The following is a 25,653-nucleotide window of genomic DNA, read 5'->3' as shown; positions in this document are numbered from 1 at the left end:
AGGACAGAGGGGGGCGCCACCGAGCGTCATCCTACGTGGACGCCGAGTAACGCCAACTCGATGCTAGGATGGGCCAAGCGGATTGGAGGTTGCCAGATTGCAAATTACGAGAGCCGCGGGACAGCGCCCCCTCTGGCCTGCCGGCCATCTCCCCCACACGGGGGGAGATCGGCACTTGGCCCGGCTATTGTGTAAGCACGGTCTCCGAAGGCCGCTTGTTGAAGGCGCACTTGCCGGTCACCGTGTAGAAGAAGTCGGCATTCGAAATGGCTGCCGGTACGGGATTGCCGCCATCTTCCCAAGCCTGTTTGCTGCTCTGGCCGCATGGCACGAGCGTGAAGATATCGACGGTTTCTCCGTTCGCAATTTCGACGCCGTCGGCGTAAAGCCGGTTCGATGTCGCCGGATCGTTCGATTTGAGCACGGATGGATTGCCGGACGGCACATCCATCCGCAGGTACAGCTGGTCCATCTGGCTGACGTCGATCACCGCACCAGCACTCGTCGCGGGATACATCGTGCTGACGCAGGTGGTTGCGTATTTCCTGCCGTATGAGTCGGTCTGGGTGATCGTGGTGCTGGGCAAGCCGTAGAAGCTGAGCACCGTGGCGGTCGTGCATACTTGCTGCTGGACCAGCGTGGTCGTCGTTCCGTTGATCGTATACACGCTGGCTGTGCCGTAGCCCTTAGGGTCGCCATAACCGTTGTATGTGTAGTCGATCTTCATCAGCTTGTTAGCCAGCGTGTCACCAAACTTGGTGCCATAGAGCGTCATCGTTTTGTTCCAATAGCCCGAGATCTTATCGACTTTGAACGTGGCCTCCACCAATGCCGGCCGCTTTGTCACCGCGGACGCGACGCCGACCTGCACCGTGTTGATCTTGACGATCTGCATGAAACTCGTCGGCATGGCGAAGCCAGCCGAAGCCTTGATGCTGGCAGCGCCGTCGGTAGCGACGACGAAGCTGTCGAGCTTGGCCGTGCCTTGCCCGCCATTGGCCAGGTATGCCTCCTGCAGCTTCACCTGGCGGTCCGCCAACGTCGTGGTCGTCTCCAGCGTCGTGATCGACAGCGACGCGGCATCGAGCGCGTTCTGCATCGAGGCCCTGGTTGAAACCGCCGAGGTATAGTCGATGGAAAAACCCAATGCGGCAACCATCGGCATAAGCAAGATGGCGAGCATTGGCGCGAACGAGCCGCTCACCGAGTTGAGAAATTTGCGTGCGGACAGCGGCATTCCGATCCCCCGAAACGGCGATAGACCGGTGGGCTATCACGCCGGGCGCAAACTATGCTCTAATCTCATGGATCAAAGTTTAACGACTTTGGCCCCGCCGCCGCTCCCGCGCCCCGCCGCTTGCCCATGCAGCGTGCCCCTGCTAAAGCGCGCCGCATGACCACGCCGATCAAAAACATCCGCAATTTCTCCATCGTTGCCCATATCGACCACGGCAAATCCACGCTTGCCGACCGGCTGATCCAGTCGACCGGCGGGCTGGAGCTGCGCGACATGAAGGAGCAGGTGCTGGACTCGATGGACATCGAGCGCGAGCGCGGCATCACCATCAAGGCGCAGACGGTGCGGCTGAAATACCGCGCCAACAATGGCGAGGATTATATCCTCAACCTGATCGACACGCCCGGTCATGTCGACTTCGCTTATGAAGTGTCGCGCTCGCTTGCCGCCTGCGAGGGCTCGCTGCTGGTCGTCGATGCCTCGCAAGGGGTCGAGGCGCAGACGCTGGCCAATGTCTACCAGGCCATCGACAACAACCACGAGATCGTCGTGGTGCTGAACAAGGTCGACCTGCCCGCCGCCGAGCCCGAGCGCATCCGCGAGCAGGTCGAGGAGGTGATCGGTATCGACGCCTCCAACGCCGTGCTGATCTCGGCCAAGACCGGGCTAGGCATTCCCGATGTGCTCGAGGCGATCGTCAACGATCTGCCGCCGCCGCGCGAGGGCGACATCACGGCTCCATTGAAGGCGATGCTGGTCGACTCCTGGTACGACGCCTATCTCGGCGTCATCGTGCTGGTCCGCATCATCGACGGCGTGCTGAAGAAGGGCCAGACCATCCGCATGATGGGCACCGGCGCCAGATACCTGGTCGAGCGCACCGGCGTCTTCACGCCCGCCCGCATCAATGTCGATGAGCTCGGCCCCGGCGAGTTCGGTTTCTTCACCGGCTCGATCAAGGAGGTTGCCGATACCCGCGTCGGCGACACCATCACCGAAGACAAGCGCCCGACGGCACAAGCCCTGCCCGGCTTCAAGCCGGCGCAGCCGGTGGTGTTCTGCGGCCTGTTCCCCGTCGACGCCGCCGATTTCGAAGACCTGCGCGCCGCCGTCGGCAAACTGCGCCTCAATGACGCGTCCTTCTCCTTTGAAATGGAAACCAGCGCCGCGCTCGGCTTCGGGTATCGCTGCGGCTTCCTCGGCCTCTTGCATCTCGAAATCATCCAGGAGCGGCTGGAGCGCGAGTTCAACCTCGACCTCATCGCCACCGCGCCCAGCGTCGTCTACCGCCTGCTGTTGAACGACGGCACGGTCAAGGAACTCCACAACCCGGCCGACATGCCCGACGTGGTCAAGATCTCCGCCATCGAGGAGCCATGGATCCGCGCCACCATCCTCACCCCCGACGACTATCTCGGCGGCATCCTGAAGCTATGCCAGGACCGGCGCGGCATCCAGGCCGACCTGTCCTATGTCGGCAAGCGCGCCATGCTGATATACGATTTGCCGCTCAACGAGGTGGTCTTCGACTTCTACGATCGTCTGAAGTCGATCTCCAAGGGCTACGCCTCCTTCGACTATCATTTGACCGACTACAAGGAAGGCGACCTGGTGAAAATGTCGATCCTGGTCAATGAGGAGCCGGTCGACGCGCTGTCGATGCTGGTCCACCGCACGGCGGCGGAAAAGCGCGGCCGCCAGATGTGCGAGAAGCTGAAGGAGCTGATCCCGCACCATCTGTTCAAAATCCCGATCCAGGCGGCGATCGGCGGCAAGGTCATCGCCCGCGAAACGATCTCGGCGCTGCGCAAGGACGTCACCGCCAAATGCTACGGCGGCGACGTCTCGCGCAAGCGCAAGCTGCTCGACAAGCAGAAAGAGGGCAAGAAGCGGATGCGCCAGTTCGGCAAGGTGGATATCCCGCAGGAGGCGTTTATCCAGGCGCTGAAGATGGGCGATTGAACGGGGTTACGCCCATTTCCCCCGTGGCCGGGCTGTTCCCAATTTCGAGCTGACCGAACCGCCTCCCGATGCGATTAAATATGCGCCGGCCAATGCCCTTCGCTTTAGGCAGCGGGCCGCCATTGGAGAAGGTCCCGTCTTGAAGTATCCTTGAGCTTGGAAGGGAGGTCCCGATGCGTCCCGCCAGCCCTGCTATCTCCGACACGATCGCCGCGATCGGCCTTGCCATCGGCGGCGCGATGGGCCTCGTCGGCACCTTCGTCGAGAGCGCGTCCCTTCGCGAAACACTCTGGACGATCGACGGCGTCGCACTGGTGGTAGCAACCGCGCTGCTGACGATGAAATATCAGCGGCTGGGCAATGACTGCGTGGCGGCCGGATTTCTGACCTTTCTCGCCGGCGAGAGCCTGCTGCTCGCCGGCAATGCGGCGGGGCTTGAGGCCAGCGTGCCCTCCTATGTCGGCGGTATCTCGCTCTGGGCGGCGGCGCTGGTCATGGTCAGCGCGCCGAAAACCTTCGCCCTGTGGATGCGGCTCACCGCTGTCGTGGCGGCTGTGCTGTTTGTCGTCTCAGTGGGCCTGATCCTCTGGGGCACCCCTTTGCTGCCGACCTCGGCGCCGCTGCCCGCTGCCGGATATCCCTTCCTGGTGCTCACATTCATCGGCTGGATATGGACCCTGCTGAAGCCCGATCGTTGAGCCCGTCGGACCGCCCCTCTCCGGCAGCTTCGCGGCCACCTCTCCCCCACCATGTGGGGGCGAGGAACCCAGGTCTTGTGAGGCTTCGGCGATTGGCGGTTTCCTCGCCCCACGAAGTGGGGAGAGGTGGTTTGCGAAGCAAACCGGAGAGGGTTCTTCCTTGGCAGCCTCGCGCGTCTTGCGACGCAAATGCCGCAATCACCTCTTCCACCCTTCAACCCGCCATGCCATGTTCCCCCGCGCGGCCGAGCAGGCCGTTTCATTCCGGGGGGAATCATCATGTTGTCTTACGCTTTCGCGCGCCGCGTTGCCGCTGCGCTGTTCATCGTCGGATTGTTTGCGCCCGTCGCGCATGCCGGCGATGTCACGTTCGAGATCAAGAACAGCCATCCCAACGCCATGCGCGTCGAACTGTACAGCCAGGACCGCGACCACGTCTGGCCGGGCAACAATCAGGATTATTATCTCAACGACGGCGAGACCAAGTCGATCCCGCTGTCCTGCAATGACGGCGAATCGATCTGCTACGGCGCCTGGGTCGATGGTGACGAGAATACCTATTGGGGTGTCGGCCCCGCCAACGCGGAAAAATGCGACGATTGCTGCTACACCTGCAGTGGCGGCGAGACCGAGGAAATCGATCTGGTTCCGTGAACTGTCTCCCTTTTGTTCGAGGGCTATTGCACACCGGCAAGCGCCCCCTCACCCGGATTGCCAACCGAATTGCGAAGGGCAATTCGGGGCAATCCGACCTCTCCCCGAGGGGAGAGGAGTCGCCTGCACTGGCGCCAGCCTCTTCTCCCCTCGGGGAGAAGGTGGCCGCGAAGCGGCCGGATGAGGGGGACTCCTGTATGCGATTGCCTCACCCTTGTGGGCCAGGTGGTCGTACAGAGGCCATAGCAGCGGAGCGCTGTCCCGCCAGCGTCGGCCGGCAACGCCGGGATTCAAAGCTGAAACAAAAAACCCGCCTCGGTGGGGCGGGTCGTTGGAGCCAATTGGCACCATAGTCAAATTAGTAGCATAGCTGCCGGCACAAAGCAAGAACAAAATGTAGTGCTGCGAGCAAAAAATGCGAATTCCCTTCCCGCCGCGCCCGAGGTCGGCCCTCACGAGGTGGAGAATGCTGCCTTGACGTCGTCCTGGCCGTCGCCATAGCGTAGTCCGAGAGGAGATCCCACCCATGGCAGTGGTCGAAGGCGAAAACATAGAGATCGGCTTTTCGGGAAAACGTTGCATCCATTCGCGCAACTGCGTGCTTGGCGATCCGCGTGTCTTCGTGCCCAATGCGCCCGGGCAGTGGATCCACCCCGAGGCGGCCAGCGTCGAGAAGATCGTGGCGCTCGCCGAAGCCTGCCCGTCCGGCGCCATCACCTATGTCCGCAAGGATGGCGGGCCGCAGGAACAGCCGCCGGTGGTCAACACCGTGCGCATCAGGGAAAACGGCCCGCTGGCCGTCCATGCCGAGATCGTGCTGGGCGGCGAAACGTTTTTCCGCGCCACGCTGTGCCGCTGCGGCGCTTCGGAAAACAAGCCGTTCTGCGACGGCAGCCACGCCAAGGCAGGCTTCACCGCCACCGGCGAGCCGCCGTTGAAGGATACGCCGGCGCTGGAAGCGCGGGATGGCCCGCTGACCGTCACGCCGACCACCAATGGCCCGCTCAAGCTGGAGGGCAATGTCGAAATCGTCACCGGCACCGGCCACACGGTCGACCGCACACAACGTACCTTCCTCTGCCGCTGCGGCCACTCCGCCAACAAGCCGTTCTGCGATGGCAGCCACAAGCGCGTGGGGTTTGTCGGGTAATTGCCAAGGTTGCGATCCGTCACACCCCCCTCTGTCCTGCCGGACATCTCCCCCTCAAGGGGGGAGATTGGCAGCTTCGCCGGCGGCCACCCTGTTTGCAGCGTTGAAAATTTGCGAGAGCGTGGGTGACACCCAATCTCCCCCCTTGAGAGGGAGATGTCCGGCAGGACAGAGGGGGGTGCTGTCCCGCCGGCATTGGGCGAGCCTGCAGCGTGTTCGCCCGTGGCCCAGCCATCGCGGCTTTATCGATCGGCCGGTATCCGCTAAGGGGCGGAGACGAATTCTCCGGACCCGCCAATGACCGCCAAGCTCAAACCCTCCCCCCTGTTCCTCGGCATAGACACCGGCGGCACCTACACCGACGCGGTGCTGTGGTCGGAGGCCGGCGGCCCCGGCGGAAAAGTGCTGGCCAAGGCCAAGGCGCTGACAACGCGCCATGACCTGGCGGTCGGCATATCGGGCGCGGTCGATGCGGTGCTGCAAAAAGCCGGCACCGACCCTGCAGCGATAAAACTGGTGTCGATGTCAACGACGCTCGCCACCAATGCGCTGGTCGAGGGCCAAGGCGGCCGCGTCGCGTTGGTGATGATCGGCTTTGCCGAAGGCGACCTTGCCCGCGACGGGCTGAAGGCGGCGCTCGGCACCGATCCCGTGGTGTTCGGCGCCGGGGGCCACGATGTCCATGGCAACGCGGCAAAACTCGATCTGTCCGGGCTGGAGGCAGCTTTGCCGGAATTGGAAAAGTCGGTGTCCGGCTTTGCCGTCTGCGCCTACTTCGCCACGCGCAATCCGGCGCATGAGCTTGCCGCCCGCGACCTGATCCGCGACAGGACCGGCCTGCCGGTCACCGCCAGCCACGAGCTGTCGGCCAAGCTCGGCGGCCCGCGCCGGGCACTGACGACCTTGCTCAACGCCCGGCTGATCTCGATGATCGACCGGCTGGTCGCGGCAACCGAAGGTTTTTTGGCCGCGCGCAACATCGCTGCCCCCCTGATGGTGGTGCGCGGCGACGGCGCGCTGGTCTCGGCCGCCTTTGCCCGCCAGCGGCCGATCGAAACGATCCTGTCCGGCCCGGCCGCCAGCCTTGTCGGCGCCCGCCACATGACCGGCCTCGACAATGCGGTGGTCTCCGACATCGGCGGCACCACCACCGACGTCGCCGTGCTCGACAAGGGCCGGCCGCGGCTCGATCCGGAAGGCGCGACCGTCGGCGGCTTCCGCACCATGGTCGAGGCCGTCGCCATGCGCACTTTTGGCCTCGGCGGCGATTCCGAAGTGGCACTGGAGGACGGCGCGCTCAGCCCGAAAATCCTGCTCGGGCCGCGCCGCCTGGTGCCGCTGGCGCTGGCCGGCATGGTGCATGGCGACGCCGTCACATCAGAACTGGAACGCCAGCTGCGCGCACCTAATCCCGGCCGCATGGATGGCCGCCTCGCGGTGCGCACCGGCGTGCCGGAGCGGCTCGCGGCCGGACTGACCGGTGCCGAAGCCAAGCTTTACGAGCTGATCGGTGCCGTGCCGCAGGCTCTCGACAGATTGCTGACTTCGAATGCCCAGAACGCCACCTTGAACCGGCTGGTGTCGCGCGGGCTGGTGCATGTCGCCGGCTTCACGCCGTCAGATGCCGCGCATGTGCTGGGCAGGCAGGCCAATTGGGATCCGGCCGCGGCGCGTCTGGGTGCCGAGCTGTTCGCGCGCAGGCGTGACGGCCGCGGCCAGTTCATCGCCGCCTCGCCGGAGGCGATCTCGGAACGGGTGCTGACCACGCTGACCCGCCTGTCGGCGGAAGTCATCCTCGAGACCGCCTTCGCCGAGGATGGGCTGGATGGCGCGGCGACCGTCGCCCACGCGCTGGTCCAGCGCGCCGTCGACGCCCATCCCGGCATCGCCCGGCTCAGCGTCGCGCTCGACCGTCCGGTCATCGGCCTCGGCGCCTCGGCGCCGTTGCACTATGCCGGCCTGGCCGAGCTGGTCGGCAATGACTGCGTGGTGCCTGAGGATACCGATGTGGCCAATGCGCTCGGCGCCGTCGTCGGCCAGGTCCGGGTTTCGGCCGAGGCGCGGGTCAGCCAGCCCAAGGAAGGGCTGTTCCGTGTCGCCTCAGGCGAAAGCGTGCGCGATTTCAACGACGAGGCGGCGGCGATCGCCGCGGCGGAGAGAGATGTGCGCGCTATTGCCGCCGGGCGGGCGAAGGACGCCGGCACCGACAGCGCCGAGATCGAAATCGCCAGCGAGTTCCGCGTCTCCACCGTCGAGGGCCAGCGCATGTTCATCGAGGCGCATGTCGTGGCGGTCGCGTCGGGCAGGCCAAGGATGGCGGTGTGATTAGCCGATCTCCCCCCTCGAGGGGGAGATGTCCGGCAGGACAGAGGGGGGCGCTGTCCCGCCAACGTCTCAGTCTTTCGCGGTAACACCTCAGACTTGCGGCTGGTCGTAAATGGCAAGGTCGGCGATCCTTCACGCCCCCCTCTGCCCTGCCGGGCATCTCACCCACAAGTGGGGAGATTGGCAGCTCCTGCAACGGCGAAAACGCCCTACCTTCACCTATGCCGAATTGACCCTGCAACCGCGACATGCCAAAGGCCCGGCCTAGCCTTTCGTCTGGAGAAGCCCTGATGACCGATCGCGTCGAGATCGCCGGATTGCGGATTGCCCGCGAGCTTCATGATTTTGTCGTGAACGAGGCGTTGCCGGGCACCGGCATTGAAGCGGAGGCATTCTGGAGCGGTTTTTCGGCGATCGTCCATGATCTCTCGCCAAAAAACCGGGCGCTGCTCGAAAAACGCGATGCCATGCAGGACAAGCTCGACCGCTGGTACCGCGACAATGGCGCGCCCGTCGACATGGAGGCCTACAAGAGCTTCCTCCGCGAGATCGGCTATCTCCTGCCCGAGGGGCCGGCCTTCAGCGTGACGACCGAAAATGTGGACCCGGAAATCGCGCTGGTCGCCGGGCCGCAGTTGGTGGTGCCGGTGATGAATGCGCGTTATGCGCTGAATGCCGCCAATGCGCGCTGGGGCTCACTGTATGATGCGCTCTACGGCACCGACGCCATCCCGGAGACGGACGGCGCCGAGCGAGGCAACAAATTCAATCCGGCGCGCGGCGCCAAGGTCGTCGCCTGGGCGAAAAGCTTCTTCGACGAGGCGGTGCCGCTCACGACAGGCAAATGGGCCGGCGTGAACGGGCTTTCGGTCGCCAACGGCATGTTGCGGCTGGGCGAGGGCGGCGGCGCCACCACGCTTGCCGACCCCAAGCAGTTTGCCGGCTATCGCGGCGATGCCGCCGACCCCGAAGCCGTCTTGCTGGTCAGGAATGGCTTGCACATCGAAATCGCCATCGACCGCAACAACCAGATCGGCCGCACCGATCCGGCCGGCATTGCCGATGTCGTGCTGGAATCGGCGCTGACAACCATCCAGGACTGCGAGGATTCGGTGGCGGCCGTCGATGCCGAGGATAAGGTGCTGGTCTACCGCAACTGGCTCGGCCTGATGAAGGGCGACCTGGCGGAAGAGATCACCAAGGCCGGCAAGAGCTTTGTCCGGAGGCTCAACCCCGACCGCGCCTATACCGCGCCCGATGGCGGCACGCTGACCGTGCCCGGCCGCTCGCTGATGCTGGTCAGGAATGTCGGCCACCTCATGACCAATCCGGCGATATCGGACCGCGACGGCAACGAGGTGCCGGAAGGCATCATGGATGCGGCGATGACGGCGCTGATCGCGCTGCACGATGTTGGCCCCAACGGGCGCCGCGCCAATTCTCGCGCCGGCTCGATGTACATCGTGAAGCCCAAGATGCATGGCCCCGACGAAGTCGCCTTCGCCGTCGAGATTTTCGACCGCGTCGAGGCGCTGCTCGGCATGGCGAAAAACACCATCAAGATGGGCATCATGGACGAGGAGCGGCGCACCACCGTCAACCTCAAGGAGGCGATCCGCGCCGCCAGGGACCGCGTCGTCTTTATCAACACCGGCTTCCTCGATCGCACCGGCGACGAGATCCACACCTCGATGGAAGCCGGCCCGATGATCCGCAAGGGCGACATGAAGCAGGCCGCCTGGATTGCCGCCTATGAAGCCTGGAACGTCGATACCGGCCTGGAATGCGGGTTGGCCGGCCACGCCCAGATCGGCAAGGGCATGTGGGCGATGCCCGACCTGATGGCGGCGATGCTCAAGGAAAAGATCGCGCATCCCAAGGCCGGCGCCAACACCGCCTGGGTGCCGTCGCCGACGGCGGCAACCCTGCACGCCACGCACTACCACAAGGTCGACCTCCACGCCGTGCAGAAGGCGCTGAAAAGCCGGCCCAAGGCCAGGCTCGACGACATCTTGTCGGTGCCGGTAGCAAGGCGGCCGAACTGGTCGCCTGAAGACATCCAGAAGGAGCTAGACAACAACGCGCAAGGCATTCTGGGCTATGTCGTGCGCTGGATCGACCAGGGCGTTGGCTGCTCGAAAGTGCCTGACATAAACGACGTCGGCCTGATGGAGGACCGCGCCACGCTGCGCATCTCCTCGCAGCACATCGCCAATTGGCTGCATCACGGCGTCTGCACGCCCGATCAGGTCATGGAAACGATGAAACGCATGGCGGCGATCGTCGACCGCCAGAACGAAGGCGATCCACTCTACCGGCCGATGGCACCGGACTTCGACAAGTCCATCGCGTTTCTTGCTGCCTGCGACCTCGTCTTCAAGGGCCGCGTCCAGCCCAACGGCTACACCGAGCCGGTCCTTCACGCGCGGCGGCTGGAACTGAAGGCGAAGCAAGGCGCCTGAAGCGAAGGCGCGGGAGCCGGCGTCCCCCTCCCCTTGAGGGCAGGGTGACCCGAAGGGCGGGGAGGGGTCCTGCATGAAGTGCGCCAACGCCCATTCTGACGATGCGCCTCAGGAAGAGGATCATCGGGGCCCAGGTTCGATTTCCAAAAATAGGGCAAGTCGAGGGACGCCGCGTCCTCCACACCGCGGCTGCCTCTAACCTCACGCGGGCGAGATCGAGCACGACATGAAAATATCGGTATGTCTGACCGGCTCCGGGGTTTCACGGAAGGGCGGGCAGGGCCTGAAGCCGAACGACTCATACACGGCAATGGCGTTTTTCATGTAGAACGTCGTGTGGATCAATACCGTCCGGATTCGGCCTTTCCGGATCTCCGCCAGCGCGGCCCCCATCAGCGCCCGGCCGATTCCTTTTCCGCGAAACGACGCGTCGACAAAAAACTTGTGAATCTCCGCCGTATGGTCGTCGAACTGGTCAAGGCGAGGCAGCCCGCCGGTAGGTTCTCCGATCGCGCGATAAACGCCATGGCATCTGGCGCGCCGAACTTCGCTGCCAGCGAACTGCCGCTCCTTTCGGGGTGGAAGATGGTCCTCACGTCCTCCTCCGAGACGCCGTAAGGCTGCACGGCGTCGACATCCCATTGTGCAAGCTTGCGGCAAAGCCCGGCCATGGTCTCGAAGTCTTCGGCACTGCGTGCCGGCGAAACAGAAATCATCCCCGCCTCAGCCCCGGTTAGGTGCATGACCGTAACATATGCGATCATCGGGCGCGAACCCGCAACCGTACTTCCAGCGAGCAGCAGAAGCACTACGCCGCCTGTGCCATCCGCTCCGAGCTCATGCGGTAGGAAATCGCCTCGGCCAGATGGATGCGGCCGACCGTTTCGCTGGCCTCGAGATCGGCCAGCGTCCGCGCCACCTTCAAGACGCGGTGGTAGGCTCTTGCCGAAAAGCCGAGCTTTTCGCTGGCGTCCCTCAGTAGCGACAGGCCGGCGGCATCGGGCATGGCGATCTCCTCGATAACGGACGGTGAGCAATGCGCGTTGGTGGTGGCGGAGGTCGCGCCGAGCCGTTCGAAACGCTCACGCTGGATCATACGGGCACGAGCGACGCGCAGTGCTACCGCCGCGCTTTTCTCCGCCCGGTCCGGCCGGATCAGATCGCTGGCCGAAACCGCCGGTACCTCGATCCTGAGATCGATGCGATCGAGCAGCGGGCCGGAAATGCGCGCCTGGTAGTCGGTGCGGCAGCGGTCGCCGCGCAGGCAGCGATAGCCTGGCTCGCCGGCCATGCCGCAGCGGCACGGGTTCATCGCCGCGACCAGCTGGATGCGCGCCGGATAGGTGACGCGATGGTTGGCGCGCGCGATCATGCAGTCGCCGGTCTCCAGCGGCTGGCGCAGCGCATCGAGCGCCTGCGGCGAGAATTCGGGAAACTCGTCGAGGAACAGCACGCCGTGATGGGCAAGCGAGGCCTCGCCCGGCCGCACGCGCAAGCCGCCGCCGACCATCGCCGCCATCGAGGCCGAATGATGCGGCGCGCGGAACGGCCGCCGGTCGGTGAGCTTTCCTTCGCCGAGTTCGCCGGCCACCGACGCGATCATCGAGACTTCGAGCAATTCCTTCGGCGCAAGCGGCGGCAGGATCGACGGCAGCCGCTGCGCCAGCATCGATTTGCCGGACCCGGGCGGACCGACCATCAGCAGATTGTGGCCGCCGGCTGCCGCCACCTCCAGCGCCCGCTTGGCGGTCTCTTGCCCCTTGATGTCGGCAAGGTCGGGCAGGTCGCGCGCCGAAGCATGGATGCCGGCTTCCGGCCGCGACAGGACCTGCGTGCCGCGAAAATGATTGGCGATGGCGATCAGGCTGCGTGGCGCCAATATGTCGAAATCCTTGCCGGCCCACGCCGCTTCCGGCCCGCAGGCGAACGGGCAGATCAGGCCCTTGCCTTCGGCATTGGCGCCGATCGCCGCCGGCAGCGCGCCGGCCACCGCGGCAATGGTGCCGTCGAGCGATAATTCGCCAAGCACGACATAGCCGGCCAGCATGTCGCCCGGAATGGCGCCGAGTGCCGCCATCAAACCGAGCGCGATCGGCAGATCGTAATGGCTGCCCTCCTTGGGCAGGTCGGCAGGCGCCAGATTGACGGTGACCTTCTTCGACGGCATCGACAGGCCGGATGCATGCAGCGCCGCCTGCACCCGCTCGCGGCTTTCGGCTACAGCCTTGTCGGCCAGGCCGACGATGTGCATGTTGACCTTGCCCGGCGCGATCATCACCTGCACGTCGACCGGCACGGCCTCGATGCCCTGGAAAGCAACCGTGCGAACCCGCGCCACCATGTCTTCACCCCGGCTGCAGGCTTGCCCCAAGCCCTTGCGATCATGCCGCGAACGGCGTCACCGGAGACAACCACAGATTTCCGGCGAAGGCAAGAACATTTGGGGAACGGCTGAACGCAGCGGCTCCAATGGGTTGCAACGCGGCCGCTCCGAAGCGAGACTAGTTACGCTTGCCCTCCACCGCATCCCAGAACAGGCTGGCGATGTCGGCGCCGCCGAAGCGCTTCACTTCGCGTATGCCGGTCGGTGAGGTCACGTTGATCTCGGTCATGTAGTCGCCGATGACGTCGATGCCGACGAGGATGAAGCCGCGCTCCCTCAGCCACGGGCCGATGCGGGCACAGATCTCGCGTTCGCGCTCTGTCAGCTCGGTCTTTTCGGCGCGGCCGCCGACATGCATGTTGGAGCGCGAATCGTGCTCGGCCGGCACGCGGTTGATGGCGCCGACCGGCTCGCCGTCAATCAGGATGATGCGTTTGTCGCCGGCGCGCACCTCCTTGAGGTAGCGCTGCACGATGTAGGGTTCGCGGAACATCTGGCCGAACATTTCGAGCAGCGAGGCGAGGTTGCGGTCGGCCTCGTGCAGGTGGAAGATGCCGGCGCCGCCATTGCCGTAGAGCGGCTTGACGATGATGTCGCCAAACTCCTTGCGGAAGGCGGCGACTTCGAGCGGATCCTTGGTGATCAGCGTGTCCGGCATCAGGTCGGGAAATTCGGTGACGAAGATCTTTTCCGGGCTGTTGCGCACCCAGGCCGGGTCGTTGACCACCAGCGTCTTCGGATGGATGCGCTCGAGGATATGCGTGGTGGTGATGTAGTTCATGTCGAAGGGCGGATCCTGCCGCAAAAGGATGACGTCCATCTCCGAAAGATCGGTACGGATTTCTTCGCCCAGTGAATAATGGCTGCCCTTCTCGTCGCGGACCTGCATCGCCTCGATGCGGGCAAACACCTTGCCGTCGCGCAGCGACAGCCGGTCGGGCGTGTAGTGGAACAGCTGGTGGCCGCGCCGCTGCGCTTCCAGCGACAGCGCAAACGACGTGTCGCCGGCAATCGACACGGTGGAGATGTGGTCCATCTGGACGGCGACTTTCAGGGGCATGGCAGCTCTCCGGCGCACTTGCAGCGATCCACTTGGATGCACAAAGTACGCTCCAACACTTTTGAATCCATGCATCGTGCTGTCCGAAAATCGATTCCGATTTTCGCGCCGATGCATCGACGACAGCGATATAAGGAAATCGGCGGCTTCTGCCAATCGGCCAAGGTCATGATGAGGCTGCGCTTCGTTTGGCGCAGATCCCAATGCGATGTGCCGTCAGCGATCGAAGACCAGCTTGGAATAGCCGAGGAAGGACAGCGCCATGGCAATCAGCGAGGCGACCGCAAGGGCGATGAGCGGCGACACCGTCGGCCGCGCGAACAGGATGGCGCAATAGACGAGATAATTGACGACGCTGGTGGCAATGCCGACGCCGCCATAGCGTGCGCCCTCTTGCGCGATGCCGCGGCTGGAAGGCGAAAACGTCAGATGGCGGTTGATCAACCAGGTGACGGACAGGGCAAAACCGATCGAAATGATGCGAGCCGCGAATGGTCCGAGCGGCGCTATCGTCAGCACCAGCCAAAGCGCCGCCGCATCGGCGACGAAGCCGACGCCGCCGGCGAAAATGAAGCGGGCGAGGCGTCCCATTCAGGCTCTAGGCCGCGCGCGGGGTCTTGCCCGGTCCGGCCTTCAAAGTCGCGAGGGCGCTTGCACGTTCACGTTCGACGCGACCGGAAGGCATCGACAGATAGAAGATGCGCTTCTGCTCGGCCCGGCCGCGCGACACCGAATCGAGGATTACCCCGGTCACCGCCGCCAGCATCGACAGCAGCAGCAGCCCGACCGACAGCACCCAGGTCGGCATGCGCGGCACAAGCCCGGTTTCGGCGAACTCGATCAGCACCGGCGCCATCAGGAACAGGCTCGATGCCAGGAAGAACACCGAAAAAGCGCCGAAGAAACGCAGCGGCTGTGTCTCCTTCATCAGCATGGCGAACATCCACAGGATCTTCGCGCCGTCGCGAAAGGTCGACAGCTTCGACGAGGAGCCTTCCGGCCGGCGGCCATAGTCGAGCCCGATCTCGCTCACCGGCAATTTGAGCTGCGAGGCGTGCACCGACATTTCGGTCTCGATCTCGAAACCGCCGGAAACGGCGGGAAAGCTCTTGACGAAGCGCCTGGTGAAGGCGCGGTACCCCGAGAAGATATCGGTAAAGTCCGAGCCGAACAGCCGCTTGTAGAGGCTGTTGAAGATGCGGTTGCCGAAGGCATGGCCAGTCCTGCCGGCATCGTCGGCGACGCCGCGCCTGGTGCCCACCACCATGTCGGAGCGCTCGGTCAGCAGCGCGTTGATCAGTTGCGGCGCGTCCTCCGGCGCATAGGTGCCGTCGCCGTCGGCCATCAGATAGATGTCGGCCTCGATGTCGGCGAACATGCGGCGCACGACATTGCCTTTGCCCTGGCGCGGCTCGCGCACCACGATGGCGCCGGCGGCGCGGGCTCGGAGCGCCGTCAGATCGCGCGAATTGTTGTCGTAGACATATATCGCGGCGGCAGGCAGCGTCTCGCGAAAGCGCCGCACCACTTCGCCGATCGTCAGCTCCTCATTGTAGCAAGGCAGGAGCACGGCGATGCTCGGCTCATGGCGCACTTCTTGTGGCATTTTCGTCTCCGGATGCCCTGTGAGGTCCCTGACCGCTCAAACGCCGGCCTCGCTCGGGGCGGCTTTACTATTTATTGAAGCTGTTAAGGCTAGGTTTAAACCGCCCCGTATTCCTTCCAAAGGTCCTGATATGAGCACAGCCGACGATGGCGCCTCCATTTGGAGGTCCGATATCGCGCTGGCGCTGCTTGCCACGCTGCTGGCGCTTGCCGTCAATGCCTTTGCCGGTTTCCCGGAACTGACCAATGCCGGCGGCGACAACGACAATCTGCTGCGCCTTGTCGAAGTTCGCGACATGCTGGCCGGCCAAAGCTGGTTCGATCTGCACCAGTACAGGATGGGCCTGGAAGGCGGCTTCGTCATGCACTGGTCGCGGCTGGTCGATGCGCCGATCGCCGCCATCACGGCCGTGTCGGCCCTGACCGGGAGCACGGTCTTTGCCGAGAATTTTGCGCAAGTGCTGTGGCCGGCGCTGCTCTTTTGCCTGACCGTGTTTTTCACCGCTCGCACCGCGCGCAGCTTTGCCGGTGACGGCGCCGTGCTGCCCGCTGTCGTCGTCGGCGCCGCCGCACTGCACTTCCTCGGCATTTTTTCGCCTGGCGCGCTCGATCACCACAATGTCCAGCTGACGCTGAGCATGGCCAGCCTGAGCCTTCTGCTTGAAGCGCCGTTGCGCAGGCCGGCGGCACTACTCTCCGGCCTGTGCGCCGGATTGATGCTGGCCGTCGGCATGGAAACCGCGCCTTATGTCGCCACCATCGGCGCCTCTGTCGCCACGCTGTTTGCCCTCGACGCCGATGGCGAGAGGCCGATTGCCAGGGATTTCGGCCTCGGCTTTGCCGGCGTGTCCGCTCTCGTCTTTGTCGCCACCATCGCACCGTCCGCCTGGGGTCAGGCGCAATGCGACGCCTTCTCGACCGTGCAGTTCGTCGTCGCAGCGATTGCCGGAACCGGCCTTGCGGCGATAGCGTCGGTCGAGCCCGCTGGCCGCACGCGCCAACGGCGCATCGCCTCGCTTGGCCTGCTTGCCCTGATATTGGCCGCAGTCGTCGTCTTTTTGTTCCCGCAATGCCTGGCAGCGCCCTATGCCAACCTCGATCCGCGCCTCAAGGAGCTATGGCTTGATCACATCGACGAGGCGCAATCGCTGTTCAAGCTTCTCGCTGAAGATCCGGCCGGGGTGGTGGCGCGCTATGCTACGCCGCTCATCGCGCTCGTGCTGATGGCGCTTCGCCTTGGCCGTGGCGGCTGGCGGCGGCAGGACAGCCTTGTCGGCACGCTGCTTGTCGTGGCCTTCATCGTCAGTGCCTGGCAGGTGCGCGGTTCGACATTCTCGATCGCCTTCGCCGTCATCCCGCTTGCTGCCTGGATTGCCAAATGGCGTCAACGGGCCGAGGCCAGCCCGTCGCGCGGCGTGGCGCTGCGCATGGCCGCCGTCTGGCTGGTTTCGGTGAATGCCGTCTGGACTGGGGCTGCCGCGGCGACCTCGGTCGCCTTCGAGGACAGCAATACCGCCGCCGATAATGGCGACGGCGCCGATGTCGCTTGCCAGCGCATGGCCTCCTTTGCGGCGCTTGGCCGCCTGCCCGGCACCACGGTGCTGGCAATTTCCAATCTCGGATCGCCGATCCTGGCCTATTCCGGACACCGCGTCTTCGCCGGGCCTTATCATCGCAACGTCGCCGGCAACCTGCTGGCGCTCGATGCCTTCCTTGGGTCCGATGCCGATGCCAGGACAATCCTGGCGGATCATCACGTCGGCCTCGTCGCATTGTGCCCCGGCAGCCCCGAAAGCAAGCTCCTCGCCGCCAAGGCGCCGGCAGGTTTTCTCGCCGGGTTGATGCGCGGCAGCGTACCGGAATGGCTTGAGCCGGTTGCCGGGACCAGCGGAGCCGCCGTCGAATTGTACCACGTCCGGCTGGGCGGCCGATCGATCGGGGGCGCGTGCGGCCTTTTGTCGGACATAAGTCCCGACTATCCACTCTTTCGCCCTTGCCCGCCCGACATGGCTGGATAGGATGCGCGCCGGTCAGACCGAGATCGTTGGACCGGGAGAGAATTCATGATGCCATCGGCACACTTTGCCGACCTCGAAGGCGCTTCGGTGCTGATCACCGGTGGCGGCTCCGGCATTGGAGCCGCCTTGACCGAGGGATTTATCCGCCAGGGGGCAAAGGTCGCCTTTATCGATATCGCCGACCGTCCGAGCCTGGCGCTGGCCGATCGGTTAGACAAGGAGCTCGGCCGGCGGCCGCTCTATCTCAAGACCGATATACGCGATATCGAGGCATTGCGGTTATCAGTTGCCAAAGCCGCCGAGGCGCATGGCGACGTGACCGTGCTGGTCAACAATGCCGCGCAGGATGACCGTCATGCCGTCGAAGACGTCACGGTCGAGTTCTGGGACAACAATCATGCCATCAACCTGCGCCCGCATTTCTTCAGCGCACAGGCGGTGGCGCCGGGCATGAAGCGGGCCGGTGGCGGCTCGATCATCAATTTCACCTCGACCTCGTTTCTCATCAACCATCCCGATATGCCGGCCTATACCGCCGCCAAGGCCGGCATCGTCGGCCTCACCAAGGGTCTTGCCGGCAAGCTCGGCGTCGACGGCATTCGCGTCAACGCAATCGCGCCCGGCTGGGTGATCACCGAGCGACAGAGAAAGCTCTGGGTCACCGAACAGGCGCTCGCCGCCCACGTCGCCAAGCAGTGCATCAAAGAGGTGATGCAGCCGGAAGACGTTGTCGGCACCGTGCTGTTCCTGGCGTCGGATGCTTCACGCATGCTGACCGCGCAGATGCTGATCGTCGACGGGGGGTTCCTGTGATCTCATCGAGCAAGGCCCCTTCTGTCGCGGCCGTCGACTGGGGCACCACCCGGATGAGGGTGTGGCTGCTCGACGGCGCCGGCAAGGTTCTCGCCGAGCGGCGCGGCGATGACGGGCTGATCACCGCCCAGGCTAAAGGATTTTCGTCCGTTCTCGAAGGGCATCTGGCTGCCATGGGTGCCCCCGAGGCGCTGCCGGTCATCATTTGCGGGATGGCCGGTTCGCGCCAGGGCTGGCTGGAGGCGCCCTATGTCAGCGTGCCGGCGCCGATCGGCGCTATCCTCGCCGGCGCTGCCCGCATCCCCGGCCAGCGCCGCGACATCCGCATCGTGCCCGGCCTTGCCCAACGCCTTGCCGATGCGCCTGACGTCATGCGCGGCGAGGAAACGCAGCTTGCCGGCGCCGGTTTGCCGGCACAGGGACGCCACCTCGTCTGCATGCCCGGCACCCATTCGAAATGGGTGCTGGTCGAGGACGGTTCCATTGCCGGCTTCGGCACCTGGCCGACCGGCGAGCTGTTTTCGGTGCTGGCTGCGCACTCGATCCTGCGCCATTCGCTGGGCGAGCCGCCGCAGCCGGTTGCCGCCGAAAGTCCGTTTTTCCGGGACTGGTGCCTGAAGGCGTTGGCCGAGGGCGGTGACATCGTTTCAAGACTGTTCTCGATCCGCGCCGCCAGCCTGTTGCAGGACCTGAAGCCCGAAGATGCCGCAGCCTCTCTGTCCGGCCTGCTGATCGGCGGCGAGATCGCTTCGGCAAATAGCCGCTATGGGGCAAGCGCCGTGCCCGTCGTGCTGATCGCATCGGGCGCACTCGGCAGGCTCTATGCCGAGGCGCTCGGCCTTGCCGGGCTCGCTTTCAGGGCGGTCGACGCCGATGAGGCGGTGCGTGCCGGCCTTGCCGAAGCCGCGCGCGAAAATGGCATGATCGCCAAAAATGGAGTTGCCGCATGACCGAAACCGCACCTTTTCCAAAGCTCAAGCGGGGTCTGGTCGCGATCCTGCGTGGCCTCAAGCCAAGCGAGGCGGTGGCGATCGGCCAGGCGATCTTCGGCGCCGGCATCGAAGCAATCGAGGTGCCGCTCAACTCGCCCGAGCCTTTTGTTTCCATCGCCAGTATTGTCGAAGCGCTTCCTCCGACGGCGCTGGTCGGCGCCGGCACGGTGCTCACCGCCGCCGATGTCGACGGTCTGCACAAGGCCGGCGGGCGGCTGCTGGTCAGCCCCAATATCGATGCCGAGGTCATGGGCCGTGCCATGCAGTACGGCATGGTGACGATGCCCGGCGTGTTCACGCCGACCGAGGCATTTCAAGCAATCCGGCTCGGCGCCTCGGCATTGAAATTCTTCCCGGCGAGCGTGCTTGGCGCGGCGGGCATTTCGGCGATGCGCGCGGTGCTGCCAGCCAGTGTGCTGGTCGGCGCCGTCGGCGGCGTTTCGGACAAGGACTTTGCCGGCTACAAAGCGGCCGGCGTCACCGTCTTCGGTCTTGGCTCCAGCCTGTTCAAGCCGGGCATGAGCATCGACGAAGTGGCAGCACGGGCGAAGGCTGCGGTCGTGGCCTGGGACGCGGCGTTTGGAGCGGCATGATGAGCGAGACCATCGTTTCGGTTTTTTCCGACCATGTCTGCCAACTCGGCGAGGGGCCAAGCTATGACCCTGCCACGGACACGCTCTATTGGTTCGACATCGTCAACGGCCAGCTCCTGGAACAGCGCTTGTCCGGCGGTGCGGTCAAAATCCACGAGCTCGGTCAGATGGCCAGCGCCATCGCCATCGTCGACGACCAACGCCAGCTGATCGCCACCGAGACCGGCCTGCATGTCCGCGATGTCGCGACCGGCAAGCTGACGCTGCACACGCCGATCGAGGCCGATAATACGGTCACCCGCTCGAACGATTCCCGCGTTCACCCTTGCGGCGCCCTCTGGGTCGGCACCATGGGTAAGGGCGAGGAGAAGGCCGCCGGTTCTATCTACTGGTTCTTCAAGGGCGAGCTGCGCCGGCTCTATGCGGATCTCACGGTGCCCAATTCGATCTGCTTTTCCGAAGATGGGACCATCGCCCATTATACCGACACCAGCACCGGGCTGTTGATGCGCGTCGGCTGCGATCCTGCGACCGGCCTGCCGGTTGGCGAACCGAAGGTCTTCGTCGATCACCGTTCGGCCAAGGGCTATATCGATGGTTCGGTGCTCGACCGCGACGGCATATTGTGGAACGCTTGCTGGGGCGGCAGCGTCGTCGAAGCCTATGGACCCGACGGCAAGCTTGTCCGTTCGGTGGCGATGCCGGCGACGCAGCCGTCCTGTCCGGCTTTTGTCGGCAGGAATGCCGACCGGATCGCGGTCACCTCCGCCTGGTCCGGCAAGAGCGAGAAGCAGCGCCTGCTCGACCCGCAAGCCGGCATGACGTTTATGCTCGACATTCCAGTCAATGGTCGCTTCGAGCCGCGCGTGCTGATTGGCTAGACCATGGTCCCGAACCTTTGGTTCGGAAAAGATCATGGTCAAACAAGAAGATGGTGCGCTTGCTGTCGTGCAGGCGTCCGATCAACGTCGGTTCCGCGCAAGCCGAATGCGTTCCCCGTGCGATGGTAGGCAATCGTGCTGCCAGGAGCCGTTCCACCCATGTCAAGCCGCAAGCCGAAGCTGATCCTTGTCTACGAGCCGGAAAAGGCCTGCTTCGATCGGCTGGTCGCCGATAACCACGTGCCGGAGCGTGCCGTCGAAATCGCCTCCTATCTGGCGCAATCGACCGACATCGCTGCTGAATTCGACGCACTTGCCGCCGCTTGCCAGAAGCGCGGCTTGTCGTTTGCGCCGGTGACACTCGACGACGCCGCAAGCGTTCTCGCCGGCGAGGACCCGAAGACCACGCTCGTCTGGACACTGACCGACGGCATCGCCTATTTCCGCGGCGGCGCGGCACCAGCTCTGGCACGGCTGAACGGCCTGAAGGCGATCGGCGCCGACGATGCGCTTTTTGCGCTCTGTCAGGATAAGTTCCGTTCCGGCGCCGTGCTCGGCGCGCTTGGCTTGCCGGTGCCGCGGGCGGGCCTTGCCCGTGACGGAGCCTGGCTGGTCGCGCCGCCGGACTCGCCCGCCGGCTGGTTCGTCAAGCCGAACCGGCTCGGCGCCAAGATCGGCATCTGGCCGGATTCGCGCTGCCACGATCTCGGCCACGCGCTGGAGCTTAGCCGGCGCGTCTTCGCCGCCTATCGCGACGATGTCGTGGTCCAGCCCTATGTCGCCGGCCGCAACGCGCGCGCCAGTTTTCTCGGATTGAAGCCGGATACCGGCGCCGAGGCGATCGGCATCGCCCTTGTCGATTCGGGCAGCGATTTCCAGACCATGCAGGACAGCCTGGCGCTTTACGGCGATACCGGTGTAGCGGCGAAAGCCGCGGGAAATTACGCTGAGCCGTTGCTGCTTCCCGTTGGCGCCAGCCAGCCTCGAGCCGATGCAAGAATTCGTCGCATCGCCGAAAGCCTGATGGTCGGGCTTGGCCTGCGGGATGTGTTTTCCATCGACTTCCGGGTCGAAGCCGACGACAGCGTGCACCTCATCGAGTTCGAGGTCTGCCCCGGCCTGCCCTGCTTCGATTTCCGCGATTACTGTCGCCGGCAATGGGGCCTGAGCCTCGCCGATGCGATGGCTGAAACCGCGACGAACCGACTTCTCGCCTAAATCCCCTCGACCAGAACGATTTCGCCGTCAGCCACCTTCTGGCGGATCGCGACCGCGCGCTGGTATTCGGGCGAGTGGTAGCAGTCATGCGCCGCCGCAAGCGACGGAAACTCGATGATCACATTGCGGTCGCGGCCCGGCCCCTCGGCCTTCTCATGCGCGCCGCCGCGCGCCAGGAACTTGGCGCCGAAGCGGTCGAAGGCCAGCTTGGCGGCTGCGACATAGTCCTTGTAGCCTTCCGCATCGCGCACGTCGACGCGAGCGATCCAGTATCCCTTGGGCATCGGTTTATCCTGGTTTTTGGTCCTTATGCCGAGCGCATTTCATCGAGGATGGCTTCAGCTGCCGCCCGCCGGTCGGCCGCGCCGACGATCGGCCGGCCGACCACGAGGTGGCTGGAGCCGTTGCGGATCGCCTGCGCCGGCGTCACCACCCGCTTCTGGTCGCCATGGTCGCTGCCCGTGGGCCGGATCCCCGGCGTCACGACGGCCAGGTCGGGGCCGACGATGCGGCGCACCGCCTCGGCTTCCTCGGCCGAGCAGACGATGCCGCCCATGCCGGCATGTAGCGCCTGCTCGGAGCGCCTCAGCACCAGCGTATGCGGATCATATTCATAGCCGGCGTCGATCACGTCCTGCTCGTCCATCGAGGTCAGCACGGTGACCCCGAGCAGGCAAAGGTCGCTGCCCTTCGCAGCCTCGACCGCCGCCTTCATCGTCTTCGGATAGGCATGGATGGTCAGCATGCTCATGCCCATCCTGACGATGTTGTCGACCCCCTTGGCCACCGTGTTGTCGATGTCGAGCAGCTTCATGTCGAGAAAGATCCTGGTGCCGCCGCTGGCCAGCTCGCGGGCGAAGTCGAGCCCGCCGGCAAAGGCGAGCTGGTAACCGATCTTGTAGAAGGAGACGATCCCGTCGAGCTCGCGCACCGCTTTCTCGGCTTCCTTCAGCGTCGGCAGGTCGAGGCCGACGATCAGCCTTTCCTGCATCGTGTCGGCATGCGCGGCGTCCGGGATCATGCCTCGATCCGCGTCGACAGCATGCGCGAGGTTTCGATCAGCGTTCGGCATAGGTGCTCCATCGATTGGCGTAGTCTCTCGTCCCTGAGGTTGCCCTCGTCGTCGAAGGCGTTGCCGCCCTCCGGCACCGAGCATTCCGGTGTCACCACCTCCATCCGGCAGCGCACCAGAACGGCGCGCAGATGGTTGATGCAGCGTATCCCGCCGAAGGGTCCGTTGGAAGACGAGCAGAGGCCGGCAACCTTGCCGGCAAGCGGCCTGAACGTCCGGCCGCCATCCTTGCGCAGCTGGCTCACCCAGTCGATGGTGTTCTTGAGCAGCGGTGGAATGGAGCCGTTATATTCGGGCGTCGCGATCAGCAGCCCGTCATGGGCGGCGATCATCCGGCCGAGCTTGACGGCGTTTTCGGGAATGCCTTCTTCCTTTTCCAGATCCTGGTCGAGGATCGGCAACGGATAGTCGGCGAGCGAGATGCGGGTCACCTCCGCGCCCTGCATGGCAAGTTCCTTCTGCGCCACGTCGGCGGTCCTGCCGCTATAGGCGCCGCTGCGCACCGAACCGGCGACGACGAGAATTTTCGGGATCACAGCCATGGGGTCTGCCTTGTCACCCGATGGGTATAAGACAAGTGCTATTCAAACCCAACGCTGCAATTCAGGCGGCCCCGCGTCGGTAGATCCAAAGCTGCGTCGGCGGAATGTTGCGGATGACGAAATGGAAATGCTCGACCGTATAGTCGCCGCGGCCCGGCGGGATCGGCGACAGCGGCCCGTAAGTCAGCTGCACGATCGGCCGGCCCGCCGGGATGCGGTCGAGCAGGCTCTCGACATAGGCGATGCGCTGGGCGACCGGGAAGTTGAGCAGCGGCACGCCCGATATCACCGAATCGAAGACCAGATCGCGCTTGTCGCCGAGCGTCGCGTCGAGATTGAAGGCGTCGCCCTCGATGACGTTGACGCCTGGATAAAGCTGGCGCAGATGGCGCACGAAATCAGTGGAATATTCGACCGCGTAGAGATTTTCAGGCTTTATGCCCTGAGCGAGGATGGCGCGCGTGATGACGCCTGTGCCAGGCCCGACCTCGAGCACCGGCAGGCCGGATTTCGGATTGACGATCGAGGCCATCTTGCGCGCGGTGATGGAACTGGTCGGGACGATCGAACCGACCGCCTTCGGCTTGTCGATCCAGCCCTTGAAGAACTTCAGTTCGTCGTCGAACTTTTCCGCCAGCGTCTTTCGCAGTCCGGGACTACGCGTCATCGAAAGTCCTCCTCAACGCTCCCTCGCATGCTACTTAGCAGCTACGAGGTGCAAGACAAGGCGAATCCCCGGATAAGGTGTTGATGACGCTCGGGAAGCGTTTCCAGGGATCAGCTTCAATGCTCGCCGAACGTTTCGAAAAAGTCCTTCATGCGGGCGAAAAATCCGCTCGACTGGGGCGAATTGTCCTTTGAGGAAAGCTGCTCGAATTCCTCCAGCAATTCGCGCTGGCGGCGCGAAAGGTTCTGCGGCGTCTCGACCACGGTCTGGATGTAGAGGTCGCCGATATTGGGCTGGCGCAGCACCGGCATGCCCTTGCCCTTGAGGCGGAACTGGCGGCCGTTCTGGGTGCCTTCCGGCACCTTCACCTTCGTCTGGGTGCCGTCCAATGTCGTCACCTCGAACGAGCCGCCAAGTGCTGCCGTCGTCATCGAGATCGGCACCTTGCAATAAAGATCGGCGCCGTCGCGCTGGAAGAACTCGTGCGGCTTGACCGCGAGGAAGATGTAGAGATCGCCCGATGGGCCGCCGCGCAGGCCGGCCTCGCCCTCATTGGCAAGCCGGATGCGGGTGCCGTCCTCGATCCCGGCAGGGATGTTGACCGACAGCGAGCGCTCCTCGGTGACGCGGCCCTGGCCGGCGCATTTCGGACATGGATCCTTGATGGTCTGGCCGCGCCCCTGGCATTGCGGGCAGGTGCGCTCGATCGAGAAGAACCCTTGCGTGGCGCGCACCTTGCCGTGGCCGTTGCACATCGAGCAGGTGACGGGCTGGGTGCCGGGCTTGGCGCCGCTGCCCGAGCATTCCGAGCAGGAGATCGATGCCGGCACGCGGATCTGCGCGGTCTTGCCGGAAAATGCCTCTTCCAGCGTGATTTCCATATTATAGCGCAGGTCGGCGCCGCGCTCGCGACCGCCGGACGAGCGACGCTGGCGCCCGCCCATCATGTCGCCGAAAATGTCCTCGAAAATGTCGGCGAAGCCGCCGGCGCCAAAGCCTTGCGCCCCGCCATTCATGCCGCCGTGCTCGAAGGCGGCGTGGCCGAAGCGATCGTAGGCGGCGCGCTTCTGCGGGTCCTTCAGCGTTTCGTAGGCTTCGTTGATTTCCTTGAATTTGTGCTCGCAGGCATGGTCGCCTGGGTTGCGGTCGGGATGGAACTGCATGGCCAGCTTGCGGAAAGCGCTCTTGAGCTCCTTCTCGTCGGCGCCTTTTTGCACGCCCAGCGTTTCGTAAAAATCAGCTTTCATGTTTTCCCGCAGTCCGGATAGTCAACGTCTTGAAGTATCGTTGCGTCGTTTGCCGGCACGCTGTTCCGATTTAG

General features: G+C 64.5%; 24 protein-coding genes. 12 read left to right on the top strand and 12 right to left on the bottom strand.

Annotation, left to right across the window (positions count from 1 at the left end):
• Nucleotides 1-184: 184 nt before the first annotated feature.
• A complete protein-coding gene (locus NKH63_RS21630) occupies nucleotides 185-1,237 on the bottom strand; it encodes a TadE/TadG family type IV pilus assembly protein (protein WP_352481391.1) in 1,053 nt (350 codons plus the stop codon).
• A 156-nt stretch (nucleotides 1,238-1,393) separates the two neighbouring features.
• Here NKH63_RS21630 and lepA point away from each other — a divergent pair, with 156 nt between their 5' ends.
• The 6 genes from lepA to NKH63_RS21600 all read left to right on the top strand — a co-directional run bounded on the left by lepA (nucleotide 1,394) and on the right by NKH63_RS21600 (nucleotide 10,488).
• Nucleotides 1,394-3,199: a translation elongation factor 4 gene (gene lepA / locus NKH63_RS21625; RefSeq protein ID WP_352640357.1), complete on the top strand. Its 1,806-nt coding sequence runs from the start codon at nucleotides 1,394-1,396 to the stop codon at nucleotides 3,197-3,199.
• 173 nt (nucleotides 3,200-3,372) lie between these two features.
• The gene (locus tag NKH63_RS21620) at nucleotides 3,373-3,897 is read left to right on the top strand and encodes a hypothetical protein (protein ID WP_352481393.1); all 525 of its coding nucleotides are present in this window, start codon (nucleotides 3,373-3,375) and stop codon (nucleotides 3,895-3,897) included.
• A gap of 279 nt (nucleotides 3,898-4,176) precedes the next feature.
• A complete protein-coding gene (locus NKH63_RS21615) occupies nucleotides 4,177-4,551 on the top strand; it encodes a hypothetical protein (protein WP_502896353.1) in 375 nt (124 codons plus the stop codon).
• Nucleotides 4,552-5,077: 526 nt separating this feature from the next.
• Nucleotides 5,078-5,701, top strand: coding sequence for a CDGSH iron-sulfur domain-containing protein (locus NKH63_RS21610; RefSeq protein ID WP_352640356.1), 624 nt, complete (start codon nucleotides 5,078-5,080; stop codon nucleotides 5,699-5,701).
• A gap of 297 nt (nucleotides 5,702-5,998) precedes the next feature.
• The gene (locus NKH63_RS21605; protein ID WP_352918688.1) at nucleotides 5,999-8,026 is read left to right on the top strand and encodes a hydantoinase/oxoprolinase N-terminal domain-containing protein; all 2,028 of its coding nucleotides are present in this window, start codon (nucleotides 5,999-6,001) and stop codon (nucleotides 8,024-8,026) included.
• Nucleotides 8,027-8,316: 290 nt separating this feature from the next.
• On the top strand, nucleotides 8,317-10,488 hold the full coding sequence (locus NKH63_RS21600; RefSeq protein ID WP_352918686.1) for a malate synthase G: 2,172 nt from the start codon (nucleotides 8,317-8,319) through the stop codon (nucleotides 10,486-10,488).
• A 201-nt stretch (nucleotides 10,489-10,689) separates the two neighbouring features.
• Here NKH63_RS21600 and NKH63_RS21595 read toward each other — a convergent pair whose 3' ends face one another.
• From NKH63_RS21595 to NKH63_RS21570, 6 genes are all read right to left on the bottom strand, one after another.
• Entirely contained in the window at nucleotides 10,690-10,977 is a 288-nt protein-coding gene (locus NKH63_RS21595) for a GNAT family N-acetyltransferase (protein WP_352515833.1), read from the bottom strand.
• Nucleotides 10,881-11,204, bottom strand: a complete 324-nt coding sequence (locus NKH63_RS21590) for a hypothetical protein (RefSeq protein ID WP_352495471.1) — start codon at nucleotides 11,202-11,204, stop codon at nucleotides 10,881-10,883. The genes NKH63_RS21595 and NKH63_RS21590 overlap by 97 nt, the downstream gene beginning before the upstream one ends.
• A gap of 92 nt (nucleotides 11,205-11,296) precedes the next feature.
• Entirely contained in the window at nucleotides 11,297-12,829 is a 1,533-nt protein-coding gene (locus tag NKH63_RS21585; protein ID WP_352495454.1) for a YifB family Mg chelatase-like AAA ATPase, read from the bottom strand.
• Between the two features lie 160 nt (nucleotides 12,830-12,989).
• Nucleotides 12,990-13,931 (bottom strand): glutathione synthase, encoded by a 942-nt coding sequence (gene gshB / locus NKH63_RS21580; RefSeq protein WP_352640352.1) that lies wholly within the window; start codon nucleotides 13,929-13,931, stop codon nucleotides 12,990-12,992.
• 216 nt (nucleotides 13,932-14,147) lie between these two features.
• Nucleotides 14,148-14,522, bottom strand: a complete 375-nt coding sequence (locus NKH63_RS21575; protein ID WP_352918684.1) for a GtrA family protein — start codon at nucleotides 14,520-14,522, stop codon at nucleotides 14,148-14,150.
• A 7-nt stretch (nucleotides 14,523-14,529) separates the two neighbouring features.
• Complete coding sequence (locus NKH63_RS21570; RefSeq protein ID WP_352495457.1) at nucleotides 14,530-15,537, bottom strand: glycosyltransferase; 1,008 nt, start codon at nucleotides 15,535-15,537, stop codon at nucleotides 14,530-14,532.
• 130 nt (nucleotides 15,538-15,667) lie between these two features.
• Here NKH63_RS21570 and NKH63_RS21565 point away from each other — a divergent pair, with 130 nt between their 5' ends.
• The 6 genes from NKH63_RS21565 (at nucleotide 15,668) to NKH63_RS21540 (ending at nucleotide 22,051) form a co-directional block, all read left to right on the top strand.
• Nucleotides 15,668-17,554 carry a GtrA family protein gene (locus NKH63_RS21565; protein ID WP_352918682.1) on the top strand — a complete coding sequence of 629 codons (1,887 nt, stop codon included), beginning with the start codon at nucleotides 15,668-15,670 and terminating at the stop codon, nucleotides 17,552-17,554.
• A 45-nt stretch (nucleotides 17,555-17,599) separates the two neighbouring features.
• The gene (locus NKH63_RS21560; protein WP_352789065.1) at nucleotides 17,600-18,367 is read left to right on the top strand and encodes an SDR family NAD(P)-dependent oxidoreductase; all 768 of its coding nucleotides are present in this window, start codon (nucleotides 17,600-17,602) and stop codon (nucleotides 18,365-18,367) included.
• Nucleotides 18,367-19,317 carry a 2-dehydro-3-deoxygalactonokinase gene (locus NKH63_RS21555; RefSeq protein WP_031193988.1) on the top strand — a complete coding sequence of 317 codons (951 nt, stop codon included), beginning with the start codon at nucleotides 18,367-18,369 and terminating at the stop codon, nucleotides 19,315-19,317. Before NKH63_RS21560 ends, NKH63_RS21555 begins: the two co-directional genes overlap by 1 nt.
• Nucleotides 19,314-19,952 (top strand): 2-dehydro-3-deoxy-6-phosphogalactonate aldolase, encoded by a 639-nt coding sequence (locus tag NKH63_RS21550; protein WP_023718905.1) that lies wholly within the window; start codon nucleotides 19,314-19,316, stop codon nucleotides 19,950-19,952. The genes NKH63_RS21555 and NKH63_RS21550 overlap by 4 nt, the downstream gene beginning before the upstream one ends.
• Nucleotides 19,952-20,833: an SMP-30/gluconolactonase/LRE family protein gene (locus NKH63_RS21545; RefSeq protein WP_352481401.1), complete on the top strand. Its 882-nt coding sequence runs from the start codon at nucleotides 19,952-19,954 to the stop codon at nucleotides 20,831-20,833. The genes NKH63_RS21550 and NKH63_RS21545 overlap by 1 nt, the downstream gene beginning before the upstream one ends.
• A 159-nt stretch (nucleotides 20,834-20,992) precedes the next feature.
• Nucleotides 20,993-22,051 (top strand): D-alanine--D-alanine ligase family protein, encoded by a 1,059-nt coding sequence (locus tag NKH63_RS21540; protein WP_352918680.1) that lies wholly within the window; start codon nucleotides 20,993-20,995, stop codon nucleotides 22,049-22,051.
• Here the strand turns inward: NKH63_RS21540 and NKH63_RS21535 are convergent.
• From NKH63_RS21535 to dnaJ, 5 genes are all read right to left on the bottom strand, one after another.
• Nucleotides 22,048-22,335: a DUF1330 domain-containing protein gene (locus NKH63_RS21535; protein ID WP_023718908.1), complete on the bottom strand. Its 288-nt coding sequence runs from the start codon at nucleotides 22,333-22,335 to the stop codon at nucleotides 22,048-22,050. The two genes, NKH63_RS21540 and NKH63_RS21535, sit on opposite strands and share 4 nt — an antisense overlap.
• Nucleotides 22,336-22,358: 23 nt before the next feature.
• Nucleotides 22,359-23,072: an orotidine-5'-phosphate decarboxylase gene (pyrF, locus tag NKH63_RS21530; RefSeq protein ID WP_023718909.1), complete on the bottom strand. Its 714-nt coding sequence runs from the start codon at nucleotides 23,070-23,072 to the stop codon at nucleotides 22,359-22,361.
• Entirely contained in the window at nucleotides 23,069-23,665 is a 597-nt protein-coding gene (locus NKH63_RS21525) for an NADPH-dependent FMN reductase (RefSeq protein WP_352918678.1), read from the bottom strand. The genes pyrF and NKH63_RS21525 overlap by 4 nt, the downstream gene beginning before the upstream one ends.
• A gap of 61 nt (nucleotides 23,666-23,726) precedes the next feature.
• Nucleotides 23,727-24,332 carry a phospholipid N-methyltransferase PmtA gene (gene pmtA, locus NKH63_RS21520; RefSeq protein ID WP_352481404.1) on the bottom strand — a complete coding sequence of 202 codons (606 nt, stop codon included), beginning with the start codon at nucleotides 24,330-24,332 and terminating at the stop codon, nucleotides 23,727-23,729.
• A gap of 116 nt (nucleotides 24,333-24,448) precedes the next feature.
• Nucleotides 24,449-25,579 carry a molecular chaperone DnaJ gene (gene dnaJ, locus NKH63_RS21515; RefSeq protein ID WP_023679852.1) on the bottom strand — a complete coding sequence of 377 codons (1,131 nt, stop codon included), beginning with the start codon at nucleotides 25,577-25,579 and terminating at the stop codon, nucleotides 24,449-24,451.
• Nucleotides 25,580-25,653: the final 74 nt, after the last annotated feature.

The organism is Mesorhizobium sp. M0960, assembly GCF_040319055.1.
In the GTDB taxonomy this organism is placed as follows: Bacteria; Pseudomonadota; Alphaproteobacteria; order Rhizobiales; family Rhizobiaceae; genus Mesorhizobium.
This window is presented reverse-complemented; position numbering and strand designations above follow the sequence as displayed.

What these genes read in the sequence shown, in the direction of transcription:
- NKH63_RS21575 (WP_352918684.1), bottom strand. Translation starts at nt 14,522, where the DNA reads ATGGGACGCCTCGCCCGCTTCATTTTCGCCGGCGGCGTCGGCTTCGTC.
- NKH63_RS21540 (WP_352918680.1), top strand. Translation starts at nt 20,993, where the DNA reads ATGTCAAGCCGCAAGCCGAAGCTGATCCTTGTCTACGAGCCGGAAAAG.
- NKH63_RS21535 (WP_023718908.1), bottom strand. Translation starts at nt 22,335, where the DNA reads ATGCCCAAGGGATACTGGATCGCTCGCGTCGACGTGCGCGATGCGGAA.
- pmtA (WP_352481404.1), bottom strand. Translation starts at nt 24,332, where the DNA reads ATGACGCGTAGTCCCGGACTGCGAAAGACGCTGGCGGAAAAGTTCGAC.
- NKH63_RS21610 (WP_352640356.1), top strand. Translation starts at nt 5,078, where the DNA reads ATGGCAGTGGTCGAAGGCGAAAACATAGAGATCGGCTTTTCGGGAAAA.
- NKH63_RS21590 (WP_352495471.1), bottom strand. Translation starts at nt 11,204, where the DNA reads ATGATTTCTGTTTCGCCGGCACGCAGTGCCGAAGACTTCGAGACCATG.
- pyrF (WP_023718909.1), bottom strand. Translation starts at nt 23,072, where the DNA reads ATGATCCCGGACGCCGCGCATGCCGACACGATGCAGGAAAGGCTGATC.
- NKH63_RS21550 (WP_023718905.1), top strand. Translation starts at nt 19,314, where the DNA reads ATGACCGAAACCGCACCTTTTCCAAAGCTCAAGCGGGGTCTGGTCGCG.
- NKH63_RS21570 (WP_352495457.1), bottom strand. Translation starts at nt 15,537, where the DNA reads ATGCCACAAGAAGTGCGCCATGAGCCGAGCATCGCCGTGCTCCTGCCT.
- NKH63_RS21620 (WP_352481393.1), top strand. Translation starts at nt 3,373, where the DNA reads ATGCGTCCCGCCAGCCCTGCTATCTCCGACACGATCGCCGCGATCGGC.
- NKH63_RS21600 (WP_352918686.1), top strand. Translation starts at nt 8,317, where the DNA reads ATGACCGATCGCGTCGAGATCGCCGGATTGCGGATTGCCCGCGAGCTT.
- lepA (WP_352640357.1), top strand. Translation starts at nt 1,394, where the DNA reads ATGACCACGCCGATCAAAAACATCCGCAATTTCTCCATCGTTGCCCAT.
- NKH63_RS21560 (WP_352789065.1), top strand. Translation starts at nt 17,600, where the DNA reads ATGATGCCATCGGCACACTTTGCCGACCTCGAAGGCGCTTCGGTGCTG.
- NKH63_RS21545 (WP_352481401.1), top strand. Translation starts at nt 19,952, where the DNA reads ATGAGCGAGACCATCGTTTCGGTTTTTTCCGACCATGTCTGCCAACTC.
- NKH63_RS21605 (WP_352918688.1), top strand. Translation starts at nt 5,999, where the DNA reads ATGACCGCCAAGCTCAAACCCTCCCCCCTGTTCCTCGGCATAGACACC.
- NKH63_RS21615 (WP_502896353.1), top strand. Translation starts at nt 4,177, where the DNA reads ATGTTGTCTTACGCTTTCGCGCGCCGCGTTGCCGCTGCGCTGTTCATC.
- NKH63_RS21585 (WP_352495454.1), bottom strand. Translation starts at nt 12,829, where the DNA reads ATGGTGGCGCGGGTTCGCACGGTTGCTTTCCAGGGCATCGAGGCCGTG.
- dnaJ (WP_023679852.1), bottom strand. Translation starts at nt 25,579, where the DNA reads ATGAAAGCTGATTTTTACGAAACGCTGGGCGTGCAAAAAGGCGCCGAC.
- gshB (WP_352640352.1), bottom strand. Translation starts at nt 13,931, where the DNA reads ATGCCCCTGAAAGTCGCCGTCCAGATGGACCACATCTCCACCGTGTCG.
- NKH63_RS21525 (WP_352918678.1), bottom strand. Translation starts at nt 23,665, where the DNA reads ATGGCTGTGATCCCGAAAATTCTCGTCGTCGCCGGTTCGGTGCGCAGC.
- NKH63_RS21565 (WP_352918682.1), top strand. Translation starts at nt 15,668, where the DNA reads ATGAGCACAGCCGACGATGGCGCCTCCATTTGGAGGTCCGATATCGCG.
- NKH63_RS21630 (WP_352481391.1), bottom strand. Translation starts at nt 1,237, where the DNA reads ATGCCGCTGTCCGCACGCAAATTTCTCAACTCGGTGAGCGGCTCGTTC.